Annotated in this window: 24 protein-coding genes; 14 read left to right on the top strand and 10 right to left on the bottom strand. The window is 67.8% G+C overall.

Going from position 1 to position 25,944, the window contains the following annotated elements; translation table 11 throughout:
• Positions 1–90: 90 nt before the first annotated feature.
• The 6 genes from ACIQC0_RS00950 to ACIQC0_RS00925 form a co-directional block, all read right to left on the bottom strand.
• Positions 91–822 (bottom strand): glutamine amidotransferase, encoded by a 732-nt coding sequence (locus ACIQC0_RS00950; protein WP_400532226.1) that lies wholly within the window; start codon positions 820–822, stop codon positions 91–93.
• 31 nt (positions 823–853) lie between these two features.
• Positions 854–1,291, bottom strand: a complete 438-nt coding sequence (locus ACIQC0_RS00945) for a YybH family protein (RefSeq protein WP_377215388.1) — start codon at positions 1,289–1,291, stop codon at positions 854–856.
• A gap of 16 nt (positions 1,292–1,307) precedes the next feature.
• Positions 1,308–3,119 carry an acetyl/propionyl/methylcrotonyl-CoA carboxylase subunit alpha gene (locus ACIQC0_RS00940; RefSeq protein ID WP_400532225.1) on the bottom strand — a complete coding sequence of 604 codons (1,812 nt, stop codon included), beginning with the start codon at positions 3,117–3,119 and terminating at the stop codon, positions 1,308–1,310.
• 130 nt (positions 3,120–3,249) lie between these two features.
• On the bottom strand, positions 3,250–3,909 hold the full coding sequence (locus tag ACIQC0_RS00935; RefSeq protein WP_400532224.1) for a Maf family protein: 660 nt from the start codon (positions 3,907–3,909) through the stop codon (positions 3,250–3,252).
• A 9-nt stretch (positions 3,910–3,918) separates the two neighbouring features.
• Entirely contained in the window at positions 3,919–6,438 is a 2,520-nt protein-coding gene (locus ACIQC0_RS00930) for an MMPL family transporter (RefSeq protein ID WP_400532223.1), read from the bottom strand.
• A gap of 16 nt (positions 6,439–6,454) precedes the next feature.
• Positions 6,455–7,108 carry a TetR/AcrR family transcriptional regulator gene (locus ACIQC0_RS00925; protein ID WP_400532587.1) on the bottom strand — a complete coding sequence of 218 codons (654 nt, stop codon included), beginning with the start codon at positions 7,106–7,108 and terminating at the stop codon, positions 6,455–6,457.
• Positions 7,109–7,300: 192 nt separating this feature from the next.
• Between ACIQC0_RS00925 and ACIQC0_RS00920 the strand changes: the two genes are divergently transcribed.
• The gene (locus ACIQC0_RS00920) at positions 7,301–7,864 is read left to right on the top strand and encodes a hypothetical protein (RefSeq protein WP_400532222.1); all 564 of its coding nucleotides are present in this window, start codon (positions 7,301–7,303) and stop codon (positions 7,862–7,864) included.
• Positions 7,865–7,937: 73 nt separating this feature from the next.
• Here the strand turns inward: ACIQC0_RS00920 and ACIQC0_RS00915 are convergent, their stop codons facing one another.
• The 4 genes from ACIQC0_RS00915 to ACIQC0_RS00900 form a co-directional block, all read right to left on the bottom strand.
• Positions 7,938–9,350 (bottom strand): dicarboxylate/amino acid:cation symporter, encoded by a 1,413-nt coding sequence (locus tag ACIQC0_RS00915; RefSeq protein ID WP_377215394.1) that lies wholly within the window; start codon positions 9,348–9,350, stop codon positions 7,938–7,940.
• 178 nt (positions 9,351–9,528) lie between these two features.
• Positions 9,529–11,205: a DUF885 domain-containing protein gene (locus tag ACIQC0_RS00910; RefSeq protein ID WP_400532221.1), complete on the bottom strand. Its 1,677-nt coding sequence runs from the start codon at positions 11,203–11,205 to the stop codon at positions 9,529–9,531.
• A 21-nt stretch (positions 11,206–11,226) separates the two neighbouring features.
• Positions 11,227–11,484: an acyl-CoA carboxylase subunit epsilon gene (locus ACIQC0_RS00905; RefSeq protein ID WP_400532220.1), complete on the bottom strand. Its 258-nt coding sequence runs from the start codon at positions 11,482–11,484 to the stop codon at positions 11,227–11,229.
• Positions 11,481–13,064 (bottom strand): acyl-CoA carboxylase subunit beta, encoded by a 1,584-nt coding sequence (locus ACIQC0_RS00900; protein WP_400532219.1) that lies wholly within the window; start codon positions 13,062–13,064, stop codon positions 11,481–11,483. The genes ACIQC0_RS00905 and ACIQC0_RS00900 overlap by 4 nt, the downstream gene beginning before the upstream one ends.
• A 223-nt stretch (positions 13,065–13,287) precedes the next feature.
• Here ACIQC0_RS00900 and ACIQC0_RS00895 point away from each other — a divergent pair, with 223 nt between their 5' ends.
• From ACIQC0_RS00895 to gatB, 13 genes are all read left to right on the top strand, one after another.
• On the top strand, positions 13,288–14,172 hold the full coding sequence (locus ACIQC0_RS00895; RefSeq protein WP_400532218.1) for an SDR family oxidoreductase: 885 nt from the start codon (positions 13,288–13,290) through the stop codon (positions 14,170–14,172).
• Between the two features lie 75 nt (positions 14,173–14,247).
• Positions 14,248–15,153 (top strand): biotin--[acetyl-CoA-carboxylase] ligase, encoded by a 906-nt coding sequence (locus ACIQC0_RS00890; protein ID WP_400532217.1) that lies wholly within the window; start codon positions 14,248–14,250, stop codon positions 15,151–15,153.
• Entirely contained in the window at positions 15,146–15,772 is a 627-nt protein-coding gene (locus tag ACIQC0_RS00885) for a PH domain-containing protein (RefSeq protein WP_400532216.1), read from the top strand. The genes ACIQC0_RS00890 and ACIQC0_RS00885 overlap by 8 nt, the downstream gene beginning before the upstream one ends.
• On the top strand, positions 15,769–16,863 hold the full coding sequence (locus tag ACIQC0_RS00880) for an adenylate/guanylate cyclase domain-containing protein (protein ID WP_377215401.1): 1,095 nt from the start codon (positions 15,769–15,771) through the stop codon (positions 16,861–16,863). The genes ACIQC0_RS00885 and ACIQC0_RS00880 overlap by 4 nt, the downstream gene beginning before the upstream one ends.
• 31 nt (positions 16,864–16,894) lie before the next feature.
• Entirely contained in the window at positions 16,895–17,671 is a 777-nt protein-coding gene (locus ACIQC0_RS00875; protein WP_400532215.1) for a PP2C family protein-serine/threonine phosphatase, read from the top strand.
• 85 nt (positions 17,672–17,756) lie between these two features.
• Entirely contained in the window at positions 17,757–18,311 is a 555-nt protein-coding gene (locus ACIQC0_RS00870; protein WP_400532214.1) for a hypothetical protein, read from the top strand.
• A 60-nt stretch (positions 18,312–18,371) separates the two neighbouring features.
• Positions 18,372–20,636, top strand: coding sequence for an NAD-dependent DNA ligase LigA (gene ligA / locus ACIQC0_RS00865; RefSeq protein ID WP_400532585.1), 2,265 nt, complete (start codon positions 18,372–18,374; stop codon positions 20,634–20,636).
• The gene (locus tag ACIQC0_RS00860) at positions 20,633–21,442 is read left to right on the top strand and encodes an inositol monophosphatase family protein (RefSeq protein ID WP_400532213.1); all 810 of its coding nucleotides are present in this window, start codon (positions 20,633–20,635) and stop codon (positions 21,440–21,442) included. Before ligA ends, ACIQC0_RS00860 begins: the two co-directional genes overlap by 4 nt.
• 81 nt (positions 21,443–21,523) lie before the next feature.
• Entirely contained in the window at positions 21,524–22,036 is a 513-nt protein-coding gene (locus tag ACIQC0_RS00855) for a GNAT family N-acetyltransferase (protein ID WP_400532212.1), read from the top strand.
• A gap of 38 nt (positions 22,037–22,074) precedes the next feature.
• Positions 22,075–22,452, top strand: a complete 378-nt coding sequence (locus ACIQC0_RS00850; protein ID WP_400532211.1) for a RidA family protein — start codon at positions 22,075–22,077, stop codon at positions 22,450–22,452.
• A gap of 72 nt (positions 22,453–22,524) precedes the next feature.
• Complete coding sequence (gene gatC / locus ACIQC0_RS00845; RefSeq protein WP_377215407.1) at positions 22,525–22,821, top strand: Asp-tRNA(Asn)/Glu-tRNA(Gln) amidotransferase subunit GatC; 297 nt, start codon at positions 22,525–22,527, stop codon at positions 22,819–22,821.
• 2 nt (positions 22,822–22,823) lie between these two features.
• Complete coding sequence (gatA, locus tag ACIQC0_RS00840; protein ID WP_400532210.1) at positions 22,824–24,395, top strand: Asp-tRNA(Asn)/Glu-tRNA(Gln) amidotransferase subunit GatA; 1,572 nt, start codon at positions 22,824–22,826, stop codon at positions 24,393–24,395.
• Positions 24,395–25,903, top strand: a complete 1,509-nt coding sequence (gatB, locus tag ACIQC0_RS00835; RefSeq protein ID WP_400532209.1) for an Asp-tRNA(Asn)/Glu-tRNA(Gln) amidotransferase subunit GatB — start codon at positions 24,395–24,397, stop codon at positions 25,901–25,903. Before gatA ends, gatB begins: the two co-directional genes overlap by 1 nt.
• Positions 25,904–25,944: the final 41 nt, after the last annotated feature.

The raw sequence follows: 25,944 nt of genomic DNA, 5'->3' as shown, positions 1-25,944 counted from the left end.
GGCGTACCCCCTGCCCAGCAGGGGAGTAGGCCGGGCATTTTGCTGTCCGGCCTGTTCCGGCCGGCTACCCTCTGGCTGGGGAGCTGCAAGTCAGCGGGCGTAGCGCGCGACGAAGTTCCTCAGGATGGTGATCGGCGCGGTCACGGTGACCTGCCTGGCCGCTGCCATCAGCTCCTCGGCCGCCTCGGGCGGGAAGTACCCGGCGTGCCGGTAGATGTCGATCCGGGTAGCCAGCCCCTCCGAGTCCAGTTCGGGGTGGAACTGGGTGGCGTACAGGTTCCGGCGGATGCGGAACATGTGGACCGGGCAGGTGGCGGACCGGGCCAGCAGCACCGCATGCGCGGGGAGGACAGTGCAGGCCTCCTTGTGCCCGGTGAAGGCGGTGAACGACGGCGGCAGGCCCGCCAGCAGCGGGTCCGCGAGGCCTTCCGCGGTGAGCTCCACCTGCACGGCTCCCAGGGGCTCACCATAGGTGCGGTCGATCACCGCGCCCTGGTGCGTCCCCAGCGTGCCTACCCCGTAGCAGGCGCCCAGGAACGGAAAATCGCGGGCGACGACGGCATCGAGCAGGTGCGAGAGCTCGCCTTCCACGCGGAGCTGCACCGCGCTTTTCTGCTCCACCGGATCGCTGGAGGTAAACGGGCTGCCGCCCACGATGATGCCCGAGTAGCGGTCCAGGACCAGGGGCGGCAACGGGGCGGCCTCCATCCGGACCCGGTGAAGCTCCCGCGGCTCCAACCCGCAATACCGCAGGTAGGCGGCGTATTCGTCCTCGGCGGCGGTATCTTCCGCCCGGGAGGCCAGGAGCAGGAATGGCAGCATCTGCTAAGTCTGCCTTGGCCGCAAGCCCGTGTCAGCCGGCGGGCTGAACCAGCGAGCGGCGGGAGCCAGGCTTGGCCGCCGGGTCGGCGTGGCGGTGCGCCAGCTTCCAGTAGCCTTCCTCGCGCCGGAAGATGCTGGTGACGCGCAGGGCGAACTCCTCCGACGCGGCTGCACCCTCGAGCCGGGCCCGGAAGTGCTCGGTCTCCACCAGGTAACCGGTGTTCTGCGCGTGGAAGGACGTGACGGTGTCAAAGCCGAGCATCTCGCCGTCCTGGAACTGGCGTGCGGCCTGGTCCAGGCGGGCCTCCACCTGGGCCCAGCCGCGGGCGATCCCGCCAAAGGGGTTTGCCAGGGTGACATCGTCCTGCCGCGAATACAGGTCCTTGATGGGATCCGTGTTGCCACGGGTTATTTCGGGAACTGCCGCGTGGTAGCGGTCCACTTCGTCCTGGAAACTGGGTGCAAGCATGAGGGCCTCCCCGGGCCTAGTCTTCGATGGTGGCGATGACGGCGCCGGCGGATACAGTTTCGCCGGCGGCTGCCTTGAGCCCGGTAATGGTGCCGGAGCGGTGCGCGGTCAGCGGCTGTTCCATCTTCATGGCCTCCAGCACTACCACCAGGTCGCCCTCGGCCACGACGTCTCCGTCCGCCACGGCCACCTTCACGATGGTGCCCTGCATGGGCGACGAGAGCGCATTGCCGGTGGCGGCGGCAGGCCCGCCGGAGCGGGAACGCTTCTTGGCCTTGGCCGGTTTGCCGGCGCCTGCCGAACCGGCTGAGACGGAGCCCAGGGCGGCGGGCAGGACCACCTCGAGGCGCTTGCCGCCCACTTCCACCACTACGCGCTGGCGGTCATCGCCGGCGCCGTCGGAGTCGGCTGCGCCGTCCGGGGTCCACGCGGGCAGATTGTTGGTGAAGCCGGTCTCGATCCAGCGTGTGTGCACGCTGAACGGGCCCTCCTGCGGCGCGAACGCGGGATCCGAAACCACGGCGAGGTCGAACGGGATAACGGTGGGGATGCCTTCGACCACCATTTCCTCCAGCGCGCGGCGGGACCGTTCCAGTGCCTGCTTGCGCGTGGCGCCGGTGACCACCAGCTTGGAGAGCATGGAATCGAAGTTCCCGCTGATCACGTCGCCCTGCTCGATACCGGAGTCGATCCGGACACCGGGGCCGGTGGGGTTCTTCAGGACGCGGACAGTGCCGGGGGCCGGCATGAAGTTCCGGCCCGGATCCTCGCCGGTGATGCGGAACTCGATCGAGTGGCCGCGGACCTCCGGGTCGCCGTAGCCCAGCTCTTCGCCGCGGGCCAGCCGGAACTGTTCGCGGACCAGGTCGATGCCAGTGACTTCCTCGGAGACGCAGTGCTCCACCTGCAGGCGGGTGTTGACCTCGAGGAACGAGATGGTGCCGTCTTGGCCAACCAGGAATTCGCAGGTGCCGGCGCCGAGGTACCCGGCTTCCTTCAGGATGGCCTTGGAGGACTCGTACAGCCGGCGGTTCTGCTCGTCGGTAAGGAAGGGCGCCGGTGCCTCTTCCACGAGCTTCTGGTTGCGGCGCTGCAGGGAGCAGTCGCGGGTGGAGACCACCACGACATTGCCGTACGCATCCGCCAGGCACTGGGTTTCGACGTGGCGCGGGGCGTCCAGGAAGCGCTCGATGAAGCACTCGCCGCGGCCGAACGCAGCCGTGGCCTCACGCACCGCGGACTCGAAGAGTTCGGGGATTTCTTCCCGGGTACGGGCCACCTTGATGCCGCGGCCGCCGCCGCCAAAGGCCGCCTTGATGGCCACGGGAAGGCCGTACTTGTCCACGAACGCCAGGATCTCTTCAGCCGATTCCACCGGGTCCGCCGTGCCGGGGACCTGGGGCGCGCCCACCTTTTCGGCGATGTGCCGCGCCTGGACTTTGTCGCCCAGCGCGGAGATGGCCTTGGGGGAGGGGCCGATCCAGGTGATGCCGGCCTCGATCACGCGCGCGGCGAACTGGGCGTTCTCGGCCAGGAAGCCGTAGCCAGGGTGGATGGCGTCCGCGCCCGACTGGCGGGCGGCATCGATGATCTTGTCCATCACCAGATAGGACTCTGCGGCGGTGTTCCCGCCCAGGGCATAGGCCTCGTCAGCCAGGCGGACGTGCAGGGCGTCGCGGTCCGGATCTGCGTACACGGCCACGGATGCGATGCCTTCATCCCGTGCGGCGCGGATGATGCGCACGGCGATTTCACCGCGGTTGGCGATCAGCACCTTTGTGAGGGTCGAGTGCGTGGGACGTGCGGACTGCTCCAAATTTGCTGACAAGGCGTCTCCTTCTTTCCTTCAGGGAGCCTAGCGCGGTTTTGGAGGTTCCGCCGATATTACTTGCGGATTCCGCGCGTAAACAGCGGCCGCTTTGTAGGGAAGCTACAAGTGCGCCGGAAAAGGCGAAGTTTCAGCCGGTGGTTTCCGGCGCGGCCCACAGGTCGGTGATGCGCACGTTCGCGGCAGCCAGCAGCCCGCGCAGCGTCGAAACCGAGAGGCCCACCACAGTATGCGGGTCGCCGTCCACCTTCCGGATGAACGCCCCGCCCAGGCCGTCGATCGTGAACGACCCGGCGCAGTGCAGCGGCTCGCCCGTGGCGATGTACGCATCGATTTCGGTCGGTTCCATCTCCAGGAAGGCGACCTCGGCTGAGGCGACCGTCCCCAGCGTGGCGCCGGACCCCGCTTCGCCCGCGCCGCCGTCGGACGCGGTGTCCCGGCAGTCCACCAGCCAGTGGCCGGTGTGCAGGACGCCCGAGCTTCCGCTCATTCGCAGCATGCGTTCACGCGCGACGGCGGCCGTGTAGGGCTTGCCGTGCGCCTCGCCGTCGAATTCGAAGACGGAGTCGCAGCCGAGGACCAGGGCGCCTTCGGCTTCCGGGAGCGCCGCCACCGCCTCGGCCTTGGCGCGCGCCAGGAGCAGGGCGGTGTCGTGCGGGTCCGTGACGCCGTACCGTGCCTGGACGGCGTCCTCGTCCACGTCCGAGACCAGCACGGTGTGCCGGATGCCGGCCTCGGCCAGGAGTTTGGTGCGGGCGGGGGACTGGGAAGCGAGAATCAGGCGGACCACGCCTCCAGCCTAGTGGACGGCCTGCGGCGCTGCGGCCGGCTCCGGCCGCGCCAGCTGCGCACCCTCCACGTCCACGTCCGGCAGGATCCGGTCCAGCCAGCGCGGCAGCCACCACGACTTTTCGCCCAGCAGGTACATGGCGGCCGGGACGATGGTCATGCGCACGACGAACGCATCCAGCAGCACGCCGAACGCCATCGCGAAGCCCAGCGGCCGCACCATGGTCAGGTGGCTGAAGATGAACCCGGCAAAGACGCTCACCATGATGATCGCGGCAGCCGTCACCACGGCGGCGGCGTGGTGAAAGCCCACCCGCACCGCTTGCCTGGCCGTGGAGCCGTGCATGTAGGCCTCACGCATGCCGGAGGCGATAAATACCTGGTAGTCCATGGCCAGCCCGAACAGCACACCGATGAGGATGATAGGCAGGAAACTCAGGACCGCGCCCGGATTGGCGACATCGAACACACTGCCCAGCCAGCCCCACTGGTAGACGGCCACCACGGCACCGAAGGCTGCGGCGAGCGAGAGCAGGAACCCGCCCGTGGCCAGCAGCGGAACCACGATGGAGCGGAACACCAGCAGGAGCAGGACCAGGGAAAGTCCGACGACGATCGCCAGGTAGGGCGGCAGGGCGTCACCGAGTTTCGTGGAGACGTCGATATTGCCGGCGGTCTGCCCCGTCAGGCCCATGGAGACGTTCAGGTCGTCCTGGATTTCCGTGTTGAGGCCGCGCAGCTCGGACACCACCTGGACGGTGCTGGCGCTGGCTGGCCCTTCCTCTGGGATGACCTGGAAGACAGCCGTACGGCGGTCCTCGCTGAGAGCGACGGGGACGGCCGCCACCACGTTGTCCACCGAACGGAGCCTGTCCGCGACGTCGAGCTGCAGGTCCTGCGCCTGTGCTGCGTCAAGGCCGGCCGGGAACTCGCCCACCGCCACGATGGGTCCGGTCACGCCCTCGCCGAAGCTGCGGGCCGTGACGCTGTAGGCCTGGTATGCCTCGGACTCCACGGGTTCGCTGCCGCCGTCGGGCAGCGCCAGCTGGAGCTGCGCTGCGGGCAGCGCAAGAGTGCCCAGCAGCAGGACGCCGGCCAGGAGCGCCAGCACCGGATGGCGGGTCACCAGCCCGCCCCAGCCACGGTTGCTTCTTTCCTGATCCACGGCCTCGTCGCGGGCTTCATGGCCGGGCTCGGCATTGTGCGCCTCGGCCCGCTCCCAGGCCCGGCGGGAGATGATGCGCCGGCCGATCAGGGACAGCACCGCGGGCGTCAGCGTGATGGCCACCAGCACGGCCACCGCCACGGTGCCGGCGGCCGCGAGGCCCATCACGGCCAGGAACGGAAGGCCGGGGACCACCAGCGCGGCAAGCGCAATGATCACCGTCAGGCCGGCGAAGACCACGGCGTTACCGGACGTGCCCGTGGCGCGGGCTACCGATTCAGCCGGGTCCATGCCCGCCAGCAGCTGGGTCCGGTGCCGGTTCACGATAAAGAGTGAGTAGTCGATGCCTACGGCCAGCCCCAGCATGAGGGCCAGCATGGGGGAGATGGAGCTCATATCGAACACCCCGGAGAGTGCGAACGTGATGCCCACGCCGATGCCGACCCCGATGACGGCCATGAGCAGCGGCAGTCCGGCGGCCACGAGGGTTCCCAGCATGATAACGAGGACCAGGGCTGCCACCCCGATGCCGACGATCTCGGCGGTGCCGAAGAGGGCAGAGATGTCCTCGGTGATTTCCTTGCTGGCCAGGGCGGTGACACCGGCACTGGAGGTTCCGTGCACGATGTCCTGGACCTGCTGGCGCAGCTCCGGGCTGAGGCCGTTGATGGAGGTGTTGAACTGCACCTGTGCCACGGCGGCGAGGTTGTCGTCGGAAACGAACCGGATGCCCTCGGAGGCCTCCGCCTGGCGCTTGCCGAGTTCCAGCGTCGCCTTGCCGGCTTCCAACTCCTGGGCTCCGGCCTCCAACTTGGCGCGTCCTTCAGCCAGCGCCGCCTTTTGCTGGCCCAGCTGTGCTTCGATGACTTCGGCGGGTGCTCCAGAGGCTGTGAGCTGCTGCTCCGCCGCGGCCAGCTGCGCTTCACCGGCCTCAAGCCGGGCACGGTTATCCTCCAGCTCCCTGGTTCCGTTGGTCAGCCGGGCTTCGCCGTCACGGATGGCCTGGCCAGCCTGGTCCAGTTCGGCCTGGGTGGCGAATGGGTCCACTGTGCCGCGGACCTCCGGCAGGGACTCCAGCTTGCCCAGCGCATCCGCCACCGCTGTGCGTTGCGCGGGGGTGAATCCGCCGTCGGGCGCTTCGAAGACGATGGTGGCGGTGCCGCCGGACGCCGAGGGCAGGTCTGCCTTGAGCTTGTCCGCGATCCGCTGCGTTTCCGTGCCGGGGATCTGGAAGTTGTTGGACAGCGAGCCGTGGAAGGCGGCGGCGGAACCGCCTACTGCCAGGAGTGCGGCGAGCCAGAGCGAAACAACCAGCCCGCGGCGCCGGTAGGAAAACATGCCGAGGCGGTAGAGGAGGAGTGCCATGAGGAAACCGATCTGGTCAGGAGGAACGGGGGGAAGAAGGCTGTGGTGCGGTGAAGCCCGAGCCCAGGAGGGCCATTGCATCGATGAGCTGCCCGCGGAGGGCAGCGAGGGATTCAGCGGAGAGGTCCGGGCCCCACTGCCTGAACCAGGTCTCCAGGGCCGCCTTGCCGCAGGCAATCACCGATCCGGCGAGCGCGTGGGCGTAAAGGTCGCCGGCTGCGCCGGACGTGCGCTCGCGGACCACGCCGGTGATCTGCTCCCGGCAGTAGTCCCAGGCCGCGAGCTCGGACTGTGACATGAGTGCGCTTTCGGACGTCAGTGAGAACAGTTCGGCGAGCGGGGCCACGGCCGCCGGGTCCGCGAGGGCCATCAGTGCCGCCTGCGCGGATTCCATGATGGGTTCCCCGGCGGGCCGCAGGCGCAGCTGCTGGATGGCGTTGTCCAGGAAGCCGTGGGTGATCGCGGCGAGGGCGGCGTCTGTGCTGTTGAAGTAGTTGAAGAACGTGCGGCGGGAAATGCCGGCGGCCTCGGCAATGTCTTCCGCGGTGAAGTTCCCCGGGCCGTTGGTACGGAGGAGACCCAGCGCAGCCTCGGTGATGTTCTGGCGGGTGGCCGCTTTGTTCAGCTCACGGCGGGAGGCGGGGTGCGCCGGGGCTCCGGCGGCAGGTATGTTCACATGATTACACTACGTGCAAGTTTGCACTGTGCGCAAGTTGTTGTGCGGGTGGCGCAGACAACCTTCACAGCAGGATTAAAGGTTTTCGAAAGCCCGTACAGAACCTCCCCGCCCATGCTGGAGATGTCCCGGGAGGGAACGAACCGCAAACAGCCGTCACCGACGGCGGATCCAGGAGGCACAGCAATGACACGCATAAAGAAAATGACCCTCGGGCTGTCGGCCACCGCGCTGGCCCTCGGCGCCGGACTTGGACTGGCGGGCATGGCCTCCGCCACCACGCCCGCCCCGTCATCCAGCGCGGGCGCGTCCGCTGAGAGCGGCACCGCGGCACCGGAAGGCGGCATGGGTATGCACGGAGGCCGCGGCATGCACGGCGGCGGGATGCGCGGCGCGGAACAGGCCTCGGCCCTCGCCGGGAAGCTGGGAGTGGACAAGGCAGACGTCACGGAGGCGCTGCAGGCCTTCCACGAAGCGAACCGTCCGTTCTCCCCGCCGGCGGAAGGGCGCCCGGACCGGGCCACCAGGGAAGCGAACCTGGCGAAATCGCTGGCCGAAGCCCTGGGTATCGAGGAGGCTAAGGTCACCGCGGCGCTCGGGGAGCTCCGGACCGAAGCGCAGGCTGAACGGGCTGCGGCCCTGAAGGACCGCCTGGATCGGGCGGTGACCGACGGGAAGCTCACGCAGGCTGAAGCGGATGCCGTTGCCAAGGCCGTGGAGGCTGGCGTGATCGGCGGCGGCGGGCACTGATCCGGAGCCGTCGGCCTGCGCCGGGCACGCGAAAATCCCCGGGACAGCGTCCCGGGGATTTTGGCGTTGAGACTTATGCCTTGGCGTCCTGGAGGACGCGGGTGTCCCCGCCGGCGGTGTCTTCGCTGTCATCCACGAACGGGGTGCCGTTGCGCGGTGCATTGTACAGCGCTTCATTCAGGATGCCCTGGCGTTTGGCCACGATGGTGGGCACCAGCGCCTGGCCGGCAACATTAACCGCGGTCCGGCCCATGTCCAGGATCGGGTCGATCGCCAGCAGGAGTCCGACGCCGGCCAGCGGCAGTCCCAGCGTGGAGAGCGTCAGGGTGAGCATCACCACGGCGCCCGTGGTTCCGGCGGTGGCCGCCGAGCCCAGGACGGAGACCAGGGCGATGAGCAGGTACTGGCTGAAGTCCAGCTGGACACCAAAGAACTGGGCCACGAAGATCGCCGCGATGGCGGGGTAGATGGCTGCGCAACCGTCCATCTTGGTGGTGGCGCCCAGTGGCACGGCGAACGAGGCGTAGGCGCGGGGGACGCCCAGGCTGCGCTCGGTGACGCGCTGGGTCAGCGGCAGGGTGCCGACGGAAGAGCGGGATACGAACGCCAGCTGCACGGCGGGCCAGACGCCGGAGAAGTACTGCTTCACGGACAATCCGTGGCTGCGCACCAGCGCCGGGTAGACCCCGAAGATGACCAGGGCAAGGCCAACGTAGATGGCGAAGGTGAACCGGCCCAGCGAGCCGATGGTGTCCCAGCCGTAGACGGCCACGGCGTTGCCAATCAGGCCCACGGTGCCCAGTGGGGCGATCCGGATGATCCACCAGAGGACTTTCTGGATGACGGCCAGGGCAGAGGCGTTCAGGGCCAGGAAGGGCTCGGCGGCCTTCCCCACCTTCAGCGCGGCGACGCCCACTGCGATGGCGATGACCAGGATCTGCAGCACATTAAAGCTGACGGCCGTGGTGACCGCGCCGGTTTCAGCCACCGTGGAAGTGGCGCCGAGGCCCAGGAAGTTCTTGGGGAACAGGCCGGTCAGGAATGCCCACCAGTTGCCCACCTTGGCCGGTTCAGAGCCTTCGCCCACAATGCCTGTGTTGCTGCCGGGCTGCAGGAGGACGCCCAGGCCGATGCCGATCAGGACCGCGATGAGGGAGGTAATGGCGAACCACAGGAGAGTGTTCCAGGCGAGCTTGGCTGCGTTGGAGACTTCCCGGAGGTTGGAGATGGAGCTGACTACGGCCGTGAAGATCAGGGGGACCACGGCGGTCTGCAGCAGGGAGACATAGCTGGAGCCGATGGTCTGCAGCGTGGCGCCCAGGCCGTTGGGCACTTCCTTGGTGCTGCCCGTGTACTTGGCCAGAAGGCCAAGGCCCAGGCCGACAATGAGGGCCGCGATGATCTGGACGCCGAAGGATCCGGCCCATCGGGGCAGCTGGAAGCCGGTCTTTCCGGCAGGGGGAAGGGTGCTGGTCGAAGTACTCACCGGAACAAGCTAGGCCCAGCGCGCATAGCACTACGAATGAACATTGAGAAATATTACGCACCCAAATTTCTACCGGCTGACCCTTATGCCAATAAACACAAGGGATGCAGCGGGAATTGTTAAGTTATTCCCGTCCCGGGTGTGCTTAACGTCTCGCGGAAGGCCTGTTGAGCCCGGTTTATTTCAAGAGTGCCCGGCGGAGGGTGTCGAGTCCCACCGAGCCGATGTTCAGGGCCCGCGTGTGGAACTCCTTCAGGTCGAACCCGGGCCGGGCCTCAAGGTCCGCACGGATCTGCTCCCACAGCCGCTGACCCACCTTGTAGGACGGCGCCTGGCCCGGCCAGCCCAGGTAGCGGGCGAACTCGAAGTCCAGCTGCCCCTCGCTGATGGGCAGGTTCTCCTTGAGGAAGGCGTAGCCCTTGACCGCAGTCCAGGCGCCGGAGCCCCAGCGTTCCGGCATGTCGAGCTCAAGGTGGACGCCGATATCGAAGACCACGCGCGCCGCACGCATGCGCTGCATGTCCAGCATGCCCATCAGGTCGCCGGGATCGGACAGGTAGCCGAGCTCGTGCATCAGCTTCTCGGCATACAGTGCCCAGCCTTCGCCGTGCCCCGAAGTCCAGCAGACGTTCCTTCTCCAGTTGTTGAGCAGCTCGCGGCGGTACGTCGCGGTGGCCACCTGGAGGTGGTGGCCGGGCACGCCCTCGTGGAACACGGTGGTGGTCTCGGCCCACGTGGTAAAAGTGTCCTCCCCGGCGGGGACGGACCACCACATCCGGCCAGGCCGGCTGAAATCGTCCGAGGGGCCGGTGTAATAAATGCCGCCTTCATCGGTAGGCGCGATCCGGCATTCGAGTTTCCTCATCACGTCCGGGATCTCGAAGTGCACGCCGGCCAGCTCCGCCACAGCCTTGTCGGAGAGCGCCTGCATCCACTCCCGGAGCGCGTCTGTACCCTTCAGCTGCCGGGCGGGATCCTTGTCGAGGAGGTCTTTGGCCTCCGCGATGGTGGCGCCAGGGCTGATCAGGTTGGCCACCTCCTCCTGCTGGGTGATCAGCCGGTCGAGTTCCTGCACGCCCCACGCGTACGTCTCTTCCAGGTCAACGGTGGCGCCCAGGAAGGACCGCGAGGCCAAGGCGTAGCGGGCCCGGCCCACCGCGTCCTTCTCCGGAGCGGACGGCAGCAGTTCGGTTTCGAGGAATTCCGCGAGGCGGGCGTAGGCGTCCCGGGCAGCGGCAGCGCCGTCGTCGAGCATTTTCTGCGTGGCGGGGCCCAGGGGGCCGGTTGCCGCCGCCGCATCGGCTGCGAGCCGGGCAAAGAAGCCTTCCTCCGCCGCGTACTTCGCAGCCTGCCCCGCTACTATCCTGACCTGGCGCGCGGCGGCAACCCGGCCGGCGTCGCGCGCTTCCCGCAGTGACTCGACATATCCGTCGATGGCCCCTGGAACGTTGCGGGCGCGGCCGGCAATGTGTTCCCACTGCTCTTCCGTGTCGGTGGGCATGAGGTCGAAAATGGCGCGGATGTCCTGCGCGGGGGAAGCGATGTTGTTCAGGTCCGCATAGTCCCAGCCGGAGGCGTGGATCAGCAGCTGCAGCCCGAGCCGCTCCTGCATCGCATCGAGGGTGACGGCGTCCACATCATCTTCGGGCTCCAGACCCTCCAGCCGGGTCAAGGCGTCGCGGGCAGCCTCGGCAAACCCAGCGATTCCGGCCGGTGAAAAGTCCTGGTACTCGGTTTCGTGGCCCGGGATGCCCAAGGTGGTGGCAAACGTCGGGTTCAGCGCGATGAGGGTCTCGGTGTAATCGTCGGCGACGGCGTCAATGCGGGTGTGCGGGCGGCGGGTGTCGGTAGTCACACCCCCGAGACTAGTCGAACGTCAGCCCCTGCTGCGCTTCCACGCCCCGGGGCCGGGGGTGGGCGCCAGACGCAGCTGTTGCCGCCGCACCCAGTGGCGGACGCTGGGGCGGACGGTGCCGGCGCTTTCGCTTCCGCCCACGGAAAGTACGACGGCGGTCAGCGCAGCGAGCTCTTCGGCCGTAGGTTGTCCCTTGACCACGGAAAGCAGCGGCGCTTCGGGTGCCTGTTCTCCGTTTGCCTGGGCGTCGAATGCCTGGTCTTCCTTGGGATTCGTCACAGCGGAATGTTCCCGTGCTTCTTGGCGGGAAGGCTGGCGCGCTTGTCCCGCAGGGCCCGGAGCCCGCGGATAATCTGCACCCGGGTCTCGGAGGGCGCGATAACGGCATCCACGTATCCCAGCTGCGCTGCCTGGTAGGGGTTGAGGAGTTCCTCTTCGTACTGGCGGATCATTTCCGCGCGGCGGGCCTCGACGTCGCCGCCGGCCTCGGCCACGGCGGCGATGTCGCGGCGGTACAAGATGTTCACCGCGCCCTGGGCACCCATCACACCGATCTGCGCCGTCGGCCATGCCAGGTTCAGGTCCGCGCCGAGCTTCTTGGAGCCCATGACGATGTACGCGCCGCCGTACGCCTTGCGCGTGATGACGGTGAGTTTGGGGACGGTAGCTTCGGCGTACGCGTAGAGCAGCTTGGCTCCGCGGCGGATGATGCCCTGGAACTCCTGGTCCTTGCCGGGCAGGAATCCGGGCACGTCCACCAGGGTGATGATGGGGATGTTGAATGCGTCGCAGTGGCGGACAAAGCGGGCCGCCTTTTCCGAAGCGGCGATGTCCAGGGTTCCGGCGAATTGCAGCGGCTGGTTCGCGACGATGCCCACGGTGTGGCCCTCCACCCGGCCGTAGCCGATCATCACGTTCGGCGCGTAGAGAGCCTGCATCTCCAGGAAGTGCCCGTCGTCCACGATCTGCTCCACCACGCTGCGCATGTCATACGGCTGGTTGGCGGAGTCCGGGATCAGCGTGTCCAGGACGAGGTCGTCATCGTCGACCTCAAGCTCCTGGTGGTGGTCCAGCACCGGCGCCTCGGAGAGGTTGTTGGAGGGCAGGAAGTCCAGCAGTTCGCGGACGAAGTCGATGGCGTCCGTTTCATCCGAGGCGAGGTAGCTGGAGGTCCCGGTGGTGGCGTTGTGCTGCCGGGCGCCGCCCAAGGTCTCCATGTCCACGTCTTCACCGGTGACGGTCTTGATGACGTCGGGGCCCGTGATGAACATGTGTGAAGTCTTGTCCACCATCACCACGTAATCGGTCAGGGCGGGGGAGTAGGCCGCACCGCCTGCGGAGGGGCCCATAATCAGCGAGATCTGCGGCACCACGCCTGACGCGTGCACGTTATTGCGGAAGATGTCCGCGAACATGGCGAGGGAGGCGACGCCTTCCTGGATGCGGGCGCCGCCGCCGTCCAGGATTCCGACGACGGGGCAGCCGTTGCGGAGCGCAAATTCCTGAACCTTGACGATCTTCTCGCCGTTGACCTGGCTCAGCGAGCCGCCGTAGACGGAGAAGTCCTGGCTGTAGACCGCCACCAGGCGGCCGTCAACGGTGCCGTACCCGGAAACGAGGCCATCGCCGAGCGGTTTCTTCTTCTCCATGCCGAAGGCCGTGGAACGGTGTACGGCGAGGGCGTCGAATTCAACAAAGGAGTCCTCATCCAGCAGCAGGGCGATTCGCTCCCGGGCGGTGTTCTTCCCTCGCGCATGCTGCTTTTCGATGGCCTCGGGGCCGGAGGGCTGCTCTGCACGGGCCTGGCGGTCGCGGAAATCGGCGATCTTTCCCGCTGTCGTTGTCAGATCGTGGCTCATGGATATCTCCGGCTCTGTAGCAGTTTGGTTCTGTGGCGCTGTCTTTGCTGGCGGACCGTGGCTGCCGGACCTTAAGTAGTTTCCACACAAAAAACGGACCCTGCTGGCTAGTCTAGTGACGCATCCTGCCCCTGCAGCTGTAGGGAACCTACAATTTTCAGCCGTGCCCTCGGCCGCAACGTAATGTTACTGGTCAGTAACTTAGTTGGGTTACAGTGTTCCCATGACTTCGAGCAACGACGCTTTGACGGCCGCCGGCAGGCCCTATCAGGCCAGCGGATCCCTGCAGGGCCGGACCCTCCTCATTTCCGGCGGAAGCCGCGGCATTGGCTTGGCCATCGCGGAACGGGCGGCGCAGGACGGGGCCAACATCGTCCTGATGGCCAAAACCGGCGAACCCCATCCCCGGTTGGCGGGCACCGTATATACGGCAGCCGAACAGATCACCGCAGCCGGCGGAGCGGCGCTTCCGCTGGTGGGCGACGTCCGGCGGGACGAGGACGTGGCGCGCGCCGTTGACTCGGCCGTGGAGCGGTTCGGCGGCATCGACGCCGTCATCAATAACGCTTCCGCGATCGACCTCTCCACGACGGAGGCGATCGACATGAAAAAGTACGACCTTATGCAGGACATCAACGTCCGGGGCACCTTCCTGCTGTCCAAGCTGGCATTGCCGGCTCTGCGACAGTCCCCGCACGGCCACATCCTCACGCTCTCACCGCCGCTGAACCTTGATCCGGCCTGGGCCGGCCGGCACCTGGCCTACACGATGGCGAAGTACGGCATGAGCCTGACCACCCTGGGCCTCGCCGAGGAACTCGCGGCAGACGGGATCGCCGTCAACTCCCTGTGGCCGTGCACCCTGATCGACACCGCCGCCATCCGCAACATGCCGCGCGGGGAGGACATGGTGCGGGCCGCGCGCGGGCCCCGGATCATGGCGGACGCCGCGCATGCCATCCTGGCCGGGTCGCTGGGCGAAGGGCGGGCGGCGAGCGGGAACTTTTATACGGACGAGGAGGTGCTGCGCGCAGCCGGAGTGGCGGATTTCCGTCCCTACAGCCTGGGTGCGCCGGAGGACCAGCTTGTCCCGGACATTTTCCTCTAGGCCGCCATTGGAAGGGCGCGCCTCCACCCGGTTATCCTGCGGGCTCCGGCCGGTCCGTGTCGATAGGATCTAGTCATGGACGACGCACGCACCCAAGGCACCCCCCTGGACAGGCCGGAACTGGCAGACCAGCGGTTCCTGATGGCGGCCGGAATTCCCCGGCTGGACGTAGTGGACTCCACCGGCTCCACCAATGCGGACCTGCTGCGGGCGGTGGCATCCGATCCTGCCGCCTGGACGGACCTCTCCGTCCTCACCGCCGAGTACCAGACAGCGGCACGCGGCCGCCTGGAACGGCACTGGGAAGCGCCGCCGCTCAGCTCAGTCTCCGTCTCCGTCGTCCTGCGCCCCGTCAACGCGGAGGGCAGGCCCCTCCCCACGGACACCTATTCATGGCTGTCCCTGATCGCCGCCGTGGCGCTGCGTGAAACCCTCCTCGAAACCGCAGGGATCCCCGCTGAACTGAAATGGCCCAATGACGTCCTGGTCCGCGGCCGGAAAATCGCGGGCATCCTCGCCCAGCTGGCTCCCATGGTGGACGGATCCGTGCCTGTGGTGCTGGGGACCGGGCTGAACGTGACGCTCCGGGAGGAGGACCTGCCGGTGCCCACGGCCACGTCCGTTGTCCTGGAATCGCCCCGCACCGTGAACCGCACGGAGCTGCTTAAGAGCTACCTTTCCCATTTCGCCTCGCTTTACCGGAGTTTCTGCAACGCCGACGGCGACCCTGCGGCAGGGCTCGCGGGCGGCCCTTCACTGCACAAGCGCGTCGAATCGGTGATGGCCACCCTGGGCAAGCAGGTCCGTGCGCAGCTGCCGGGCGACCACGAAATCATCGGGCACGCCACCCGGCTGGACGAGTTCGGGTCCCTCCTCGTGGTGGACCGGGACGGCCGTGAGCACGTGGTCACGGCCGGCGACGTGGTCCACCTCCGGCCGTGGACGCCGCCGGACAGTTCCGGCCAGGACGGTTATGCGTAAACACCTGGTCCCGGGCGAGCAGGTGATTGTCACCACCCGTCCGCAGCCACGGAAACTTGCCGGCGCCGTCGTTGTTTTTATCCTTGCACCCGCCATGTCCGCGTTCGCCGCGGCCTGGGTGATCCGCGGGGAGGCTGTGCGGCTGGTGCCCGCCCTCCGTCAGGAATGGACGCCTTGGCTCGTGGCCGCCCTTGCCGCCGCCGTCCTGGCGGCCTGGCTGGGCTATTGCCTGCCGCGGCTCCTGCGCTGGCACGGAACCCGCTACATCCTCACCAGCCGCCGCCTCCTGGCCCGCTCAGGAATGCTGCGCCGCAGCGAACACCAGGTGAACCTCGCCTCCGTGCGTAACCTCACCGTCCATGAAACGCTGCTGCAGCGACTGCTGCGAAGCGGGAATATATCCTTGGAAACCGGATACCAGGACACCATGACCCTGCCGGACGTGCCGGAGGCGGCTCGGTTCCGGGACTTCATCCTCGACGCCATCGCGGAGCTCCCTGCGGACACCCGGGAGTCCGGGTCGGAAGCGGCGCAATTCGGCGGCACGGAACCGGAGGATGGCGGAACAGGCAGTGGCGGAGCAGGCAGTAGAGGAAACGGGAGAAGGTGGACGGTATGAACGGTGAGCACGCAGAGGAGACCGTCGAACCTGCCGCGCCCGAGGCCATGTCCGCCGAGCGGCTGGCAGCCAAGGCCCTCGAATCCCGCTTGCTGGGCGGCGAACGCAAGCTCCGCCGGCGTGAAGTTGCAGCCGGCGCCGGGCTCTCCCTGCTGTCCGCGCGCAAGCTGTGGCGCGCCCTCGGCTTCCCCAACTTCGGCGACGACGACGTTGCCTTCACCGAACGCGACCAGTCGGCGCTCTCCACCGTGGTGGACCTGGTCCGCTCCGGGAAGCTGACGGAAGAGGCCGCCATCTCAATCACCCGGTCAATCGGCCAGATGACGGACCGGATGGTGGTGTGGCAGATCGAGGCCCTGGTGGAAGACATGGTCCATGAACAGGGGGTGACGGACGCGGTGGCCCGCAAACGGCTGGTCAACGAACTGCCCGCACTGGTCGATGCCCTTGAGGAAATGCTCGTCTACTCCTGGCGCCGGCAGCTGAACGCAGGCATCCAAAGACTGGCCGTCCGGGCTGAAGCCGGACTCCGCGCCAGCGAGGAAGGCCGCGAAGGCGATGAGGATGACGCCCCGCTGCCGCTCGCGCGCGCCGTGGGCTTCGCGGACCTGGTCTCCTATACCAGCCTCTCCCGGCGGATGAACGAGAAAACGCTGGCCCGGCTGGTCCAGCGGTTCGAGAACAAGTGCGCCGAGATCATCTCCGTGGGCGGCGGCAGGCTGGTCAAGACAGTGGGGGACGAAGTCCTCTACATTGCCGAAACACCGGCGGCCGGAGCGGAGATCTCGCTGGCGCTGGCGCAGGCTTTCACTGACGACGAGATCCTCCCCGAGGCCCGCGTGGCGATGGTGTGGGGCCGCATCCTGTCCCGCCTTGGCGATATCTACGGCCCCACCGTCAACCTGGCAGCCCGCCTCACCTCCCTGGCGGACCCCGGAACGGTCCTGATCGACTCCATGACCGCCTCCGCACTGGAACACGACGAGCGCTTCGTGATGGAGCCGCGTCCGCCGGAGAACGTGCGCGGCTTCGGCGAGATCAGGCCGGTGCGGCTGACACGCGGACTGGGTAAGGGCCTGGTGGTGGACTAGGCCGGGTGCCTGTCCTAACGTGATGACGGATATGAACGCACAACCAAACCAGGCCGCGGGCACCACCGCAGGCACCCGGCTCGCCCTCACCTGCGGCCACGGCACGGACCGGGGACACCGCCGGGCGCTCAATGAGGATTCCTACCTTGCCCGCGAACCGGTTTTCTCAGTGGCCGACGGCATGGGGGGCCACGAAGCCGGGGAGGTGGCCAGCGGCCTTTGCGTTCAGGCGCTGGCGGCGATTCCCCAGGTCGAAACCGGGGAGCGGAGCCTCACGGCGCCCGCCCTCCAGGCCCACCTGCTCCGGGCGGACGCTGCAATCCGCGGCGCCACCGGATCCCGCGCTGGAACCACGCTCTCCGGTGCCGTCTTGGTGGAGCAGCTGGGCCGGACCTATTGGCTCGTGATGAACGTGGGGGATTCCCGCACGTACCGGTTCAGTCACGGCCACCTGGAACAGCTGAGCGTGGACCACTCGCTGGTTCAGGAACTCGTGGACGACGGAGAGATCAGCGCCGAGGAAGCCGCCAGCCATCCGCAGCGGCATGTGGTCACCCGTGCCCTGGGGACCGGCGAGGACAACGAAGCCGACTTCTGGCTGGTGCCTGCGGAAGCAGGCGACAGGGTCCTGGTCTGCTCCGACGGGTTGACAGGCGAACTGGCCGACCGGAGCATCGCCCGCATCCTCGACACGGTGGCCGATCCGCAGGACGCAGCCATGGAATTGATCCATGCCGCGCTGGACCACGGCGGCCGGGACAACGTCACCGTGATCGTGGTGGATACGAGGGCTGCAGGCGCTGCCTGATTTGCGGCCCTCCGGGAGGTATAGCAGACTACCGGTTGGACCAGAAAGCCGCGGGTGGGGGGACTGCGCGCATCGAAAGGTAGCAATGACCCCCTCCCAATCGGCACTCCGCGCCATGTCCGCTTCGGCCTCGGCCGCGGTCCTGGCGCTCTCGGTGAGCCTCTCGGCAGGCGGTGCGGCGGCGGCTGATTCGCCGGACGCCACTACATCCCCGGACTGCGGAGAATCCTGCCTGGGAACGGAATCCCGGCCCGGTGAGGGACGCGGCAAGAACAAGGAGACGCCCGGCCCGCCGGCACCTGCAGAGCCCGCACCCCCGGAAGCCCCGGCTCCGCAAGGCCCTGAGGTGGATCCCGTCCCTGCCACCCCGGCAACGGTGCCTGCCCCGCCCCCGGCAACGGCGGCACCGGCGAAGACGGCTACGCCCTCGCCTTCACATCCGGGTTCGGCGGAACCGTCCACGGAGTCCAACTGGGACACGCCCTACACGCGGTCCGCCCGCCCCACAGAGGCCGCGCTGTCCCGCGTCGGCGGGTCCGGCGGCCCTGACCCGCTGAACATCACCGCCGGCGGCATGCTCGTGGGAATCAGCGCCGCCGCCTTCGCCTGGTACGGCAGGAACCGGGTGCGGGCGCACTGAGCGGCCCTCCCGGCGGTAAGGCAAGATAGGTCTGTGAGCACAGGACCAGGCCCCGCAGAATTGACCGACACCAGGACCGACGGACAGGACAGCCAGGAGTCGACCCCCTCCGGTTCGATTCGCGGGGAGTACGAGAACCTGGTGGACTTGGTCCGCAAATACCGCTTTGCGTACTACCAGGAAGACTCACCCCTTGTCTCGGACGCCGAGTTCGACGCGCTCTTCCGCCGCCTGGAGGAAATCGAGGCGCTGCACCCCGAGCTGGTGGCCAACGACTCACCGACCCAGGAAGTCGGCGGCGAAGTCTCGGCGGCCTTCGCCGCGGTGGAGCACCTGCAGCGGATGTACAGCCTCGAGGACGTCTTCTCCCTCGATGAGCTCGAAGCCTGGCTTGCCAAGGCCCAGGCCAGCATCGCCAGGCTGAGTGACGGCGCCGCCGCAACCGCCTGGCTGACCGAACTCAAGATCGACGGACTCGCGGTCAACCTCCTCTACCGTGACGGGAAACTGGTCCGGGCCGCCACCCGGGGAGACGGCACCACCGGCGAAGACATCACCCACAACGTCCTCACCATCAATGAGATCCCGCAGCAGCTCACGGGTTCCGGCTTTCCGGCGGAGATGGAAGTCCGCGGCGAGGTCTTCATCCCGTCCAAGGCCTTCGCGGAGTTCAACGCCGCGCTCATCGAGGCGGGCAAGGCGCCGCTGGCGAACCCGCGCAACGCCGCTGCCGGCTCGCTGAGGCAAAAGGACCCGGCGGAAACGGCCAAGCGGCCGCTGAAGATGTTCGTCCACGGCATCGGCGCCCGGGAAGGCCTGGAGGCCAGGAGCCAGTCCGAAACCTATGCGTTGATGAAGTCATGGGGCCTGCCGGTCAGCCCCTACTACGAGGTCCTGGACGGGCTGGACGAGGTGCTGGAGTTCATCCGGAAATACGGCGAGCAGCGCCACAAACTGCTCCACGAGATCGACGGCATCGTGGTCAAGGCGGACACCTTCGCCACCCAGCGCGGCCTGGGCTACACCAGCCGTGTTCCGCGCTGGGCAGTCGCCTACAAGTACCCGCCCGAGGAAGTGCACACCAAGCTGCTGGACATCGCAGTGAACGTGGGACGCACCGGCCGGGTCACCCCCTACGGCATCATGGAGCCCGTCAAGGTGGCCGGGTCCACCGTGGAGATGGCCACGCTCCACAACCAGGACGTGGTGCAGGCCAAAGGTGTGAAGATCGGCGATATCGTGGTGCTCCGCAAAGCCGGTGATGTCATCCCGGAAATCGTGGGACCCGTCCTGGCGCTTCGGGACCAGCAGGACCCGCCGGTCCGCGACTTCGTGATGCCCACCGAATGCCCCTCCTGCGGCACGCCGCTCAAGCCGGCCAAGGAGGGGGACGTGGACATCCGCTGCCCCAATGCCAGGTCCTGCCCGTCGCAGCTGCGAGAGCGGGTCTTCCACCTTGCGGGCCGCGGGGCGTTCGACATCGAGGCGCTCGGCTGGGAAGCGGCCATCGCGCTGACGCAGCCTGCGGAACCGGAAGTGCCACCGCTGACTTCCGAGGCCAACCTCTTCGACCTCACCCCCGAGTCCCTCGCCGAGGTCCGGATCCGGCGGGAAAAGCGGAGCAAGGGCATGTCCACCGGGGAGTTCGAACTTGTGCCGTACTTCTACAGCAAAGGCACGGCCAAGTCCCCGTCCAAGCCCACGGCCACCACCCAAAAACTGTTCAAGGAGCTGGACAAGGCCAAGTCCCAGCCGCTGTGGCGGGTGTTGGTGGCGCTGTCCATCCGGCACGTCGGCCCGCGTGCCTCGCGGGCACTGGCCACCGAATTCGGAACCATGGACGCCATCCGGCAGGCATCGGAGGAGGAACTGGCGGGCGTGGACGGTGTCGGCCCCACCATCGCCGCGGCCCTCAAGGAGTGGTTCGCGGAGGACTGGCACCGGGAGATCGTGGACCGCTGGGCGGCCGCCGGTGTCCGGATGGCAGATGAACGCGACGAATCCACCCCCCGGACCCTGGAAGGCGTCACCGTGGTGGTCACCGGCTCCCTTCCCAACTTCAGCCGGGACGAGGCCAAGGAAGCCATCCTGGTCCGCGGCGGCAAGGCGTCGGGCTCGGTCTCTAAGAAAACCGACTACCTGGTGGCCGGCGAAAGCGCGGGCACCAAGCTGGACAAGGCCGAGCAGTTGGGCATTCCCGTCCTGGACGAGGAGGGCTTCCGGAAACTGCTCGACGGCGGACCGGCGGCACTGGGGGGCGGGGCAGTCACGCCGGATCCGGATGTGCCGGAAGAAGCGGCCGACACCGCGGAGGATCAGGCGTGACCGCCGCGGACGAACTCCTTGCCGTTGCCAGGGCAGCAGCCGCAGCGGGCGCCGAAGTACTCGTCGGGCGCACCGCCGACGCCCTTGCGCCGAGCAACAAGGGCGCGGCAGGGGACTGGGTGACCGCCTTCGACGTCGCGGCCGAGGACGCCGTCCGGGGCGTCATCACCGCGGCCCGCCCGGGCGACAGCATCACCGGCGAGGAACACGGCACCACGCGCCCCGCCGATCCCAGCGGCTACCGCTGGTCCATCGACCCGCTGGACGGCACCACCAACTTCATCCGAAACATCGTCTACTACGCCACCTCGGTGGCAGTGGCCGGTCCGCACGGTACGTGGCTGGCCGGCGTCGTCCACGCCCCTGCCCTCGGCCGGATCTACCACGCGGTGCGCGGGGAGGGCGCATGGCTTGAGGAAGGCGGCCGGCTGACCCGGCTGGAGGGTCCGGTGCCCGGGCGGACCGGACAGATCCTGGCCACCGGCTTCAGCTACGATCCGGCCGTCCGGTCGCAGCAGGCAGCAGCGTTTGCGGAACTGGCCGAAGGCTTCGCGGACGTGCGGCGGCTGGGCTCGGCCGCCCTCGACCTGTGCATGGTGGCGGACGGCACGCACGACGCCTACGGCGAGCGGGGACTCAATGAACACGACTTCGCCGCCGGTGCCCTGATCGCCGAGGAGGCCGGCTGCTGGGTGCGCCGGCCGCGGCTGGCCAGCCCGCTGGACGGCGGCCCGTCGGACCAGGAACGCCTGGACGCCTGGACGTGCGCCGCGGGGCTGGAGCTTTCGGGCAGGTTTCCGCTCTGACCCGGCGCGGGGAGTGATAGTTCAGTCACGGAAAATGCCCTCCGGCGCCTCTGCGGCTGCGCCCGCCACTACCATTGACGGGTGCAGCCGCAGATAACCATCCGTCCCGCCGTCGAGGCAGATTACGACGACGTCGCCCGCATCACGCGCGACGCCTACCTCGCTGCGGGGTACTTCGATGACGTGGACCACCCGTACATGCGCAAGATCCAGGACGTCGCCCTGCGCGCCGGTGAGGCCACCATTTGGGTTGCCGAGCGTGACGGCGCCGTCGTGGGGTCTGTGACGCTGGCTGTGGCCGGAGAACCTTATGCGGACATCGCGCTGCATGATGAACTCGAATTCCGCATGCTCGTCGTGGACCCCGCCGTCCAGCGCAGCGGCGCCGGACGGGCCCTGCTGGAAGCGATCATCGCGCACGCCCGGGCGCTTCCGGGGATTCGCGCCGTGGCACTGACCACCGGCGAAAGCTGGCTTAGTGCGCACGGCCTCTACCGGGCCACCGGCTTCCGCCGGATCCCCGAGCGTGACTGGCTGGTCCCGGGGACCGACATAAAGCTGCTGGTTTACCGGCTGGACGTGCACCAGCCCTAAAGTGGTGCCGACCCGTTCCGGCTTTGAAAGGCTCCACCATGCGCAAAGCCTTCGGCACCGGCTCCGTCTGGGAACAGACCCTCGGCTATTCCCGGGCCGTCCAGGTGGACAACACCCTCTACATTTCAGCCACCGCCGCCAGCGGCGAGGACGGGATCGTGGGCGAGGATTTCTACACCCAGACCCGTTACATTCTGGAGAAGCTTGGCACCGTCCTCTCCGACGCAGGCTTCGGCTACGGTGACGTGGTCCAGTCCAAGCTGTACCTGACGGACATCAGCAAATGGGAGGAAGCCGGCCGGGCACACGGCGAGGTCTTTGGCGAGATCCGCCCCACGCTCTCCCTGGTCCACGTGCTGCCGTTCCTTGACCCGAAGATGCTGGTGGAAATCGAGTTGGTGGCCCAGAAGGGCTGACCCACGCGGGGCACCGGCCGTTTCCCCACTAGACTGGATCGGAAAACAATCCGTACTTTGCAGGGGAGATCCATGGCTGCGATCAACCGTGACGATGTTGCGCATCTCGCGCGGCTCGCTCACATCGAGATGAGTGACCAAGAGCTGGACAGGATGGCCGGGGAGCTGGCCGTCATCGTGGATTCGGTGAAGTCCGTCAGCCAGGCCGCCGGGGATGACGTCCCGGCCACGTCCCACCCGATCCCGCTGGCCAATGTGTTCCGCGAGGACGTTGTGGGCCACACCTTCACGGCCGAGCAGGCATTGTCCGGCGCGCCGGATTCCGAAGACAACCGTTTCAAGGTCCCGGCAATCCTGGATGAGGCATAACCATGACTGAACTGAACACCGCCGACTCCCTGATCCGGCTTTCCGCCGCGGAACTGGCCGCAAAGCTCGCCGCCGGCGAGGTCACCTCCGTCGCCGTCACCCAGGCCTGCCTGGACCGCATCGCCGCCGTGGACGGCGGCGAACGCGGCGTCAACGCGTTCCTGCATGTCAACGCCGAAGAAGCGCTGGCCGTCGCCGCCGAAGTGGATGCCATCCGCGCCGCGGGAGGCGCCGAAGCTGAGGCCCTGCATGTCCTGGCCGGCGTGCCCGTCGCCGTCAAGGACCTGATCGTCACCGTGGGCCAGCCCACCACAGCCGGCTCGAAGATCCTCGAAGGCTGGCACAGCCCCTACGACGCCACGGTCGTGGAGCGGCTGCGCGCGGCCAGGATGCCGATCCTGGGCAAGACCAACCTGGATGAGTTCGCCATGGGCTCCTCCACCGAGCACTCGGCCTACGGACCCACGCGAAACCCATGGGACCTGGACCGCATCCCGGGCGGATCCGGCGGCGGGTCCGCTGCCGCCGTCGCCGCGTTTGAGGCCCCGCTGGCACTGGGCACGGACACCGGCGGCTCCATCCGCCAGCCCGGCGCAGTCACCGGCACCGTCGGCGTCAAGCCCACCTACGGCAGCGTGTCCCGCTACGGGGCCATCGCCATGGCATCCTCGCTGGACCAGATCGGTCCTGTCACCCGCACCGTCCTGGACTCGGCACTGCTGCACCAGGTGATCGGCGGCCATGACCCCCGCGACTCCACTTCCCTGCCCGACCCGCTGGCGGACCTCGTAGCCGCGGCGAAGACCGGCAACGTCGAGGGCCTGCGCGTGGGCATCATCAAGGAACTGCACGGCGAGGGCTACCAGGCCGGTGTCGAAAACCGGTTCAAGGAAGCCCTGGAGCTGCTCAAGGACGCCGGCGCCGAGATCGTGGAGGTCTCCTGCCCCAACTTCCAGTACGCGCTGGGCGCGTACTACCTGATCATGCCGTCCGAGGCGTCCTCCAACCTGGCCAAGTTCGACGGCGTCAGGTACGGCCTGCGCGTCCTGCCCGAGGACGGTCCCATGACCATCGAACGCGTCATGGGTGCCACCCGTGCCGCAGGCTTCGGCGACGAGGTCAAGCGCCGCATCATCCTGGGCACCTACGCGCTGTCCGCCGGCTACTACGACGCGTACTACGGCTCCGCGCAGAAGGTCCGCACCCTGGTTCAGCGCGACTTTGACTCCGCCTTCACGGTCGCCGACGTCCTGATTTCGCCCACGGCGCCCACTACCGCGTTCCGCCTGGGCGAAAAGCTCGACGACCCGCTGGCCATGTACCTCAACGACGTGGCAACCATCCCGGCAAACCTCGCCGGTGTCCCGGGACTATCACTGCCCGGCGGCCTGGCGGATGAGGACGGGCTGCCCGTCGGCATCCAGCTGCTGGCCCCCGCCCGCGAGGACGCCCGCCTGTACCGCGTCGGCGCGGTGCTGGAATCACTGCTCGAGGAAAAATGGGGCGGCCCGCTGCTGGCACAGGCCCCCGAACTTGCCGGCTCCCCGGCCCTCGAAACCCAGGAGGCAAAATAATGATCACCGAGGAAATCCTGAGTTTCGAAGAGGCCATGGAGAAATACGATCCCGTCCTGGGGTTCGAGGTCCACGTGGAGCTCAACACCAACACCAAGATGTTCTCCTCCGCTCCGAACGTCTTCGGCGATGACCCCAACACCAACGTCAACGAGGTGGACCTCGGCATGCCGGGCGTCCTGCCCGTGGTGAACAAGACCGCTGTCGAGTCCTCCATCAAGATCGGCCTGGCGCTGAACTGCAAGATCGCGGAGAGCTGCCGCTTCGCCCGGAAGAACTACTTCTATCCGGACACTCCCAAGAACTTCCAGACCTCCCAGTACGACGAACCCATCGCGTACGACGGCTACCTGGACGTCGAACTCGAAGACGGCACCGTGTTCCGCGTGGAGATCGAGCGCGCGCACATGGAAGAGGACGCCGGCAAGCTGACCCACATGGGCGGTGCCACCGGCCGCATCCACGGGGCGGACTTCTCGCTGGTCGATTACAACCGCGCCGGCGTGCCGCTGGTGGAAATCGTCACCAAGCCGATCGAGGGGGCAGGCTCCCGTGCCCCGGAACTGGCCAAGGCGTATGTGGCCGCCATCCGTGAAATCGTGAAGAACCTGGGCGTCTCGGATGCCCGGATGGAACGCGGCAACGTGCGGTGCGACGCGAACGTTTCGCTCCGCCCGCACGGGCGCGAACGCTTTGGCATCCGGTCCGAAACGAAGAACGTCAACTCGCTGCGCGCCGTCGAACACGCCGTCCGCTACGAGATCCAGCGCCACGCCGCCGTCCTGGACGCCGGCAACCCCGTGGTGCAGGAAACCCGCCACTGGCACGAGGACACCCGCACCACCACCTCGGGCCGGCCGAAGTCCGACGCCGACGACTACCGCTATTTCCCCGAGCCGGACCTCGTTCCTGTGGTTGCGTCGCGGGAATGGGTCGAGGAACTGCGCGCCACGCTGCCCGAGCCTCCGGCCGAGCGCCGCAAGCGGCTGAAGGCCGACTGGGGCTACTCGGACCTGGAATTCCGGGACGTGGTGAATGCCGGCGTCCTGGACGAGATCGAGGAGACCATTGCCGCCGGTGCCAGCGCGTCCGTTGCGCGCAAGTGGTGGATGGGCGAAATCGTGGGCCGTGCCAAGGCAGCAGACGTGGATCCGGGCCAGCTTGGCGTCCAGCCCCGCACCATCGTGGAGCTCAACCGCATGGTGGAAGACGGCAAGATCAACAACAAGATGGCGTCCCAGGTGCTGGACGGCGTCCTCGCCGGCGAAGGCACCCCGGCGGACATCGTGGAGCAGCGCGGCCTCGCCGTGGTGTCCGACGACGGTCCGCTGCTGGAAGCCATCGACGCCGCGCTTGCCGCGCAGCCCGACGTCGCCGACAAGATTCGCGGCGGCAAGGTCCAGGCCATCGGCGCCATCGTGGGCGGGGTCATGAAGGCCACCCGCGGCCAGGCCGACGCCGGCCGGGTCCGCGAGCTCATCCTCGAGAAGCTGGGCGTCTCAGCCTAGCCCTCCACCCCAACTGGGTAGCGCTAAGTGTCGTTTTGAGC

Origin of the sequence: Pseudarthrobacter sp. NPDC092419 (assembly GCF_044755045.1) — a bacterium.
Lineage (GTDB): Bacteria > Actinomycetota > Actinomycetes > Actinomycetales > Micrococcaceae > Arthrobacter.
The sequence above is the reverse complement of the archived record's forward strand: the minus strand, read 5'-3'. Positions and strand labels throughout refer to the sequence as shown.

Excerpts from the sequence above, each read along its gene's own strand:
- ACIQC0_RS00950 (WP_400532226.1), bottom strand. The coding sequence starts at position 822 with ATGCTGCCATTCCTGCTCCTGGCCTCCCGGGCGGAAGATACCGCCGCC.
- ACIQC0_RS00945 (WP_377215388.1), bottom strand. The coding sequence starts at position 1,291 with ATGCTTGCACCCAGTTTCCAGGACGAAGTGGACCGCTACCACGCGGCA.
- ACIQC0_RS00930 (WP_400532223.1), bottom strand. The coding sequence starts at position 6,438 with ATGGCACTCCTCCTCTACCGCCTCGGCATGTTTTCCTACCGGCGCCGC.
- ACIQC0_RS00920 (WP_400532222.1), top strand. The coding sequence starts at position 7,301 with ATGACACGCATAAAGAAAATGACCCTCGGGCTGTCGGCCACCGCGCTG.
- ACIQC0_RS00900 (WP_400532219.1), bottom strand. The coding sequence starts at position 13,064 with ATGAGCCACGATCTGACAACGACAGCGGGAAAGATCGCCGATTTCCGC.
- ACIQC0_RS00895 (WP_400532218.1), top strand. The coding sequence starts at position 13,288 with ATGACTTCGAGCAACGACGCTTTGACGGCCGCCGGCAGGCCCTATCAG.
- ACIQC0_RS00890 (WP_400532217.1), top strand. The coding sequence starts at position 14,248 with ATGGACGACGCACGCACCCAAGGCACCCCCCTGGACAGGCCGGAACTG.
- ACIQC0_RS00885 (WP_400532216.1), top strand. The coding sequence starts at position 15,146 with ATGCGTAAACACCTGGTCCCGGGCGAGCAGGTGATTGTCACCACCCGT.
- ACIQC0_RS00880 (WP_377215401.1), top strand. The coding sequence starts at position 15,769 with ATGAACGGTGAGCACGCAGAGGAGACCGTCGAACCTGCCGCGCCCGAG.
- ACIQC0_RS00875 (WP_400532215.1), top strand. The coding sequence starts at position 16,895 with ATGAACGCACAACCAAACCAGGCCGCGGGCACCACCGCAGGCACCCGG.
- ACIQC0_RS00870 (WP_400532214.1), top strand. The coding sequence starts at position 17,757 with ATGACCCCCTCCCAATCGGCACTCCGCGCCATGTCCGCTTCGGCCTCG.
- ACIQC0_RS00850 (WP_400532211.1), top strand. The coding sequence starts at position 22,075 with ATGCGCAAAGCCTTCGGCACCGGCTCCGTCTGGGAACAGACCCTCGGC.
- gatC (WP_377215407.1), top strand. The coding sequence starts at position 22,525 with ATGGCTGCGATCAACCGTGACGATGTTGCGCATCTCGCGCGGCTCGCT.
- gatA (WP_400532210.1), top strand. The coding sequence starts at position 22,824 with ATGACTGAACTGAACACCGCCGACTCCCTGATCCGGCTTTCCGCCGCG.
- gatB (WP_400532209.1), top strand. The coding sequence starts at position 24,395 with ATGATCACCGAGGAAATCCTGAGTTTCGAAGAGGCCATGGAGAAATAC.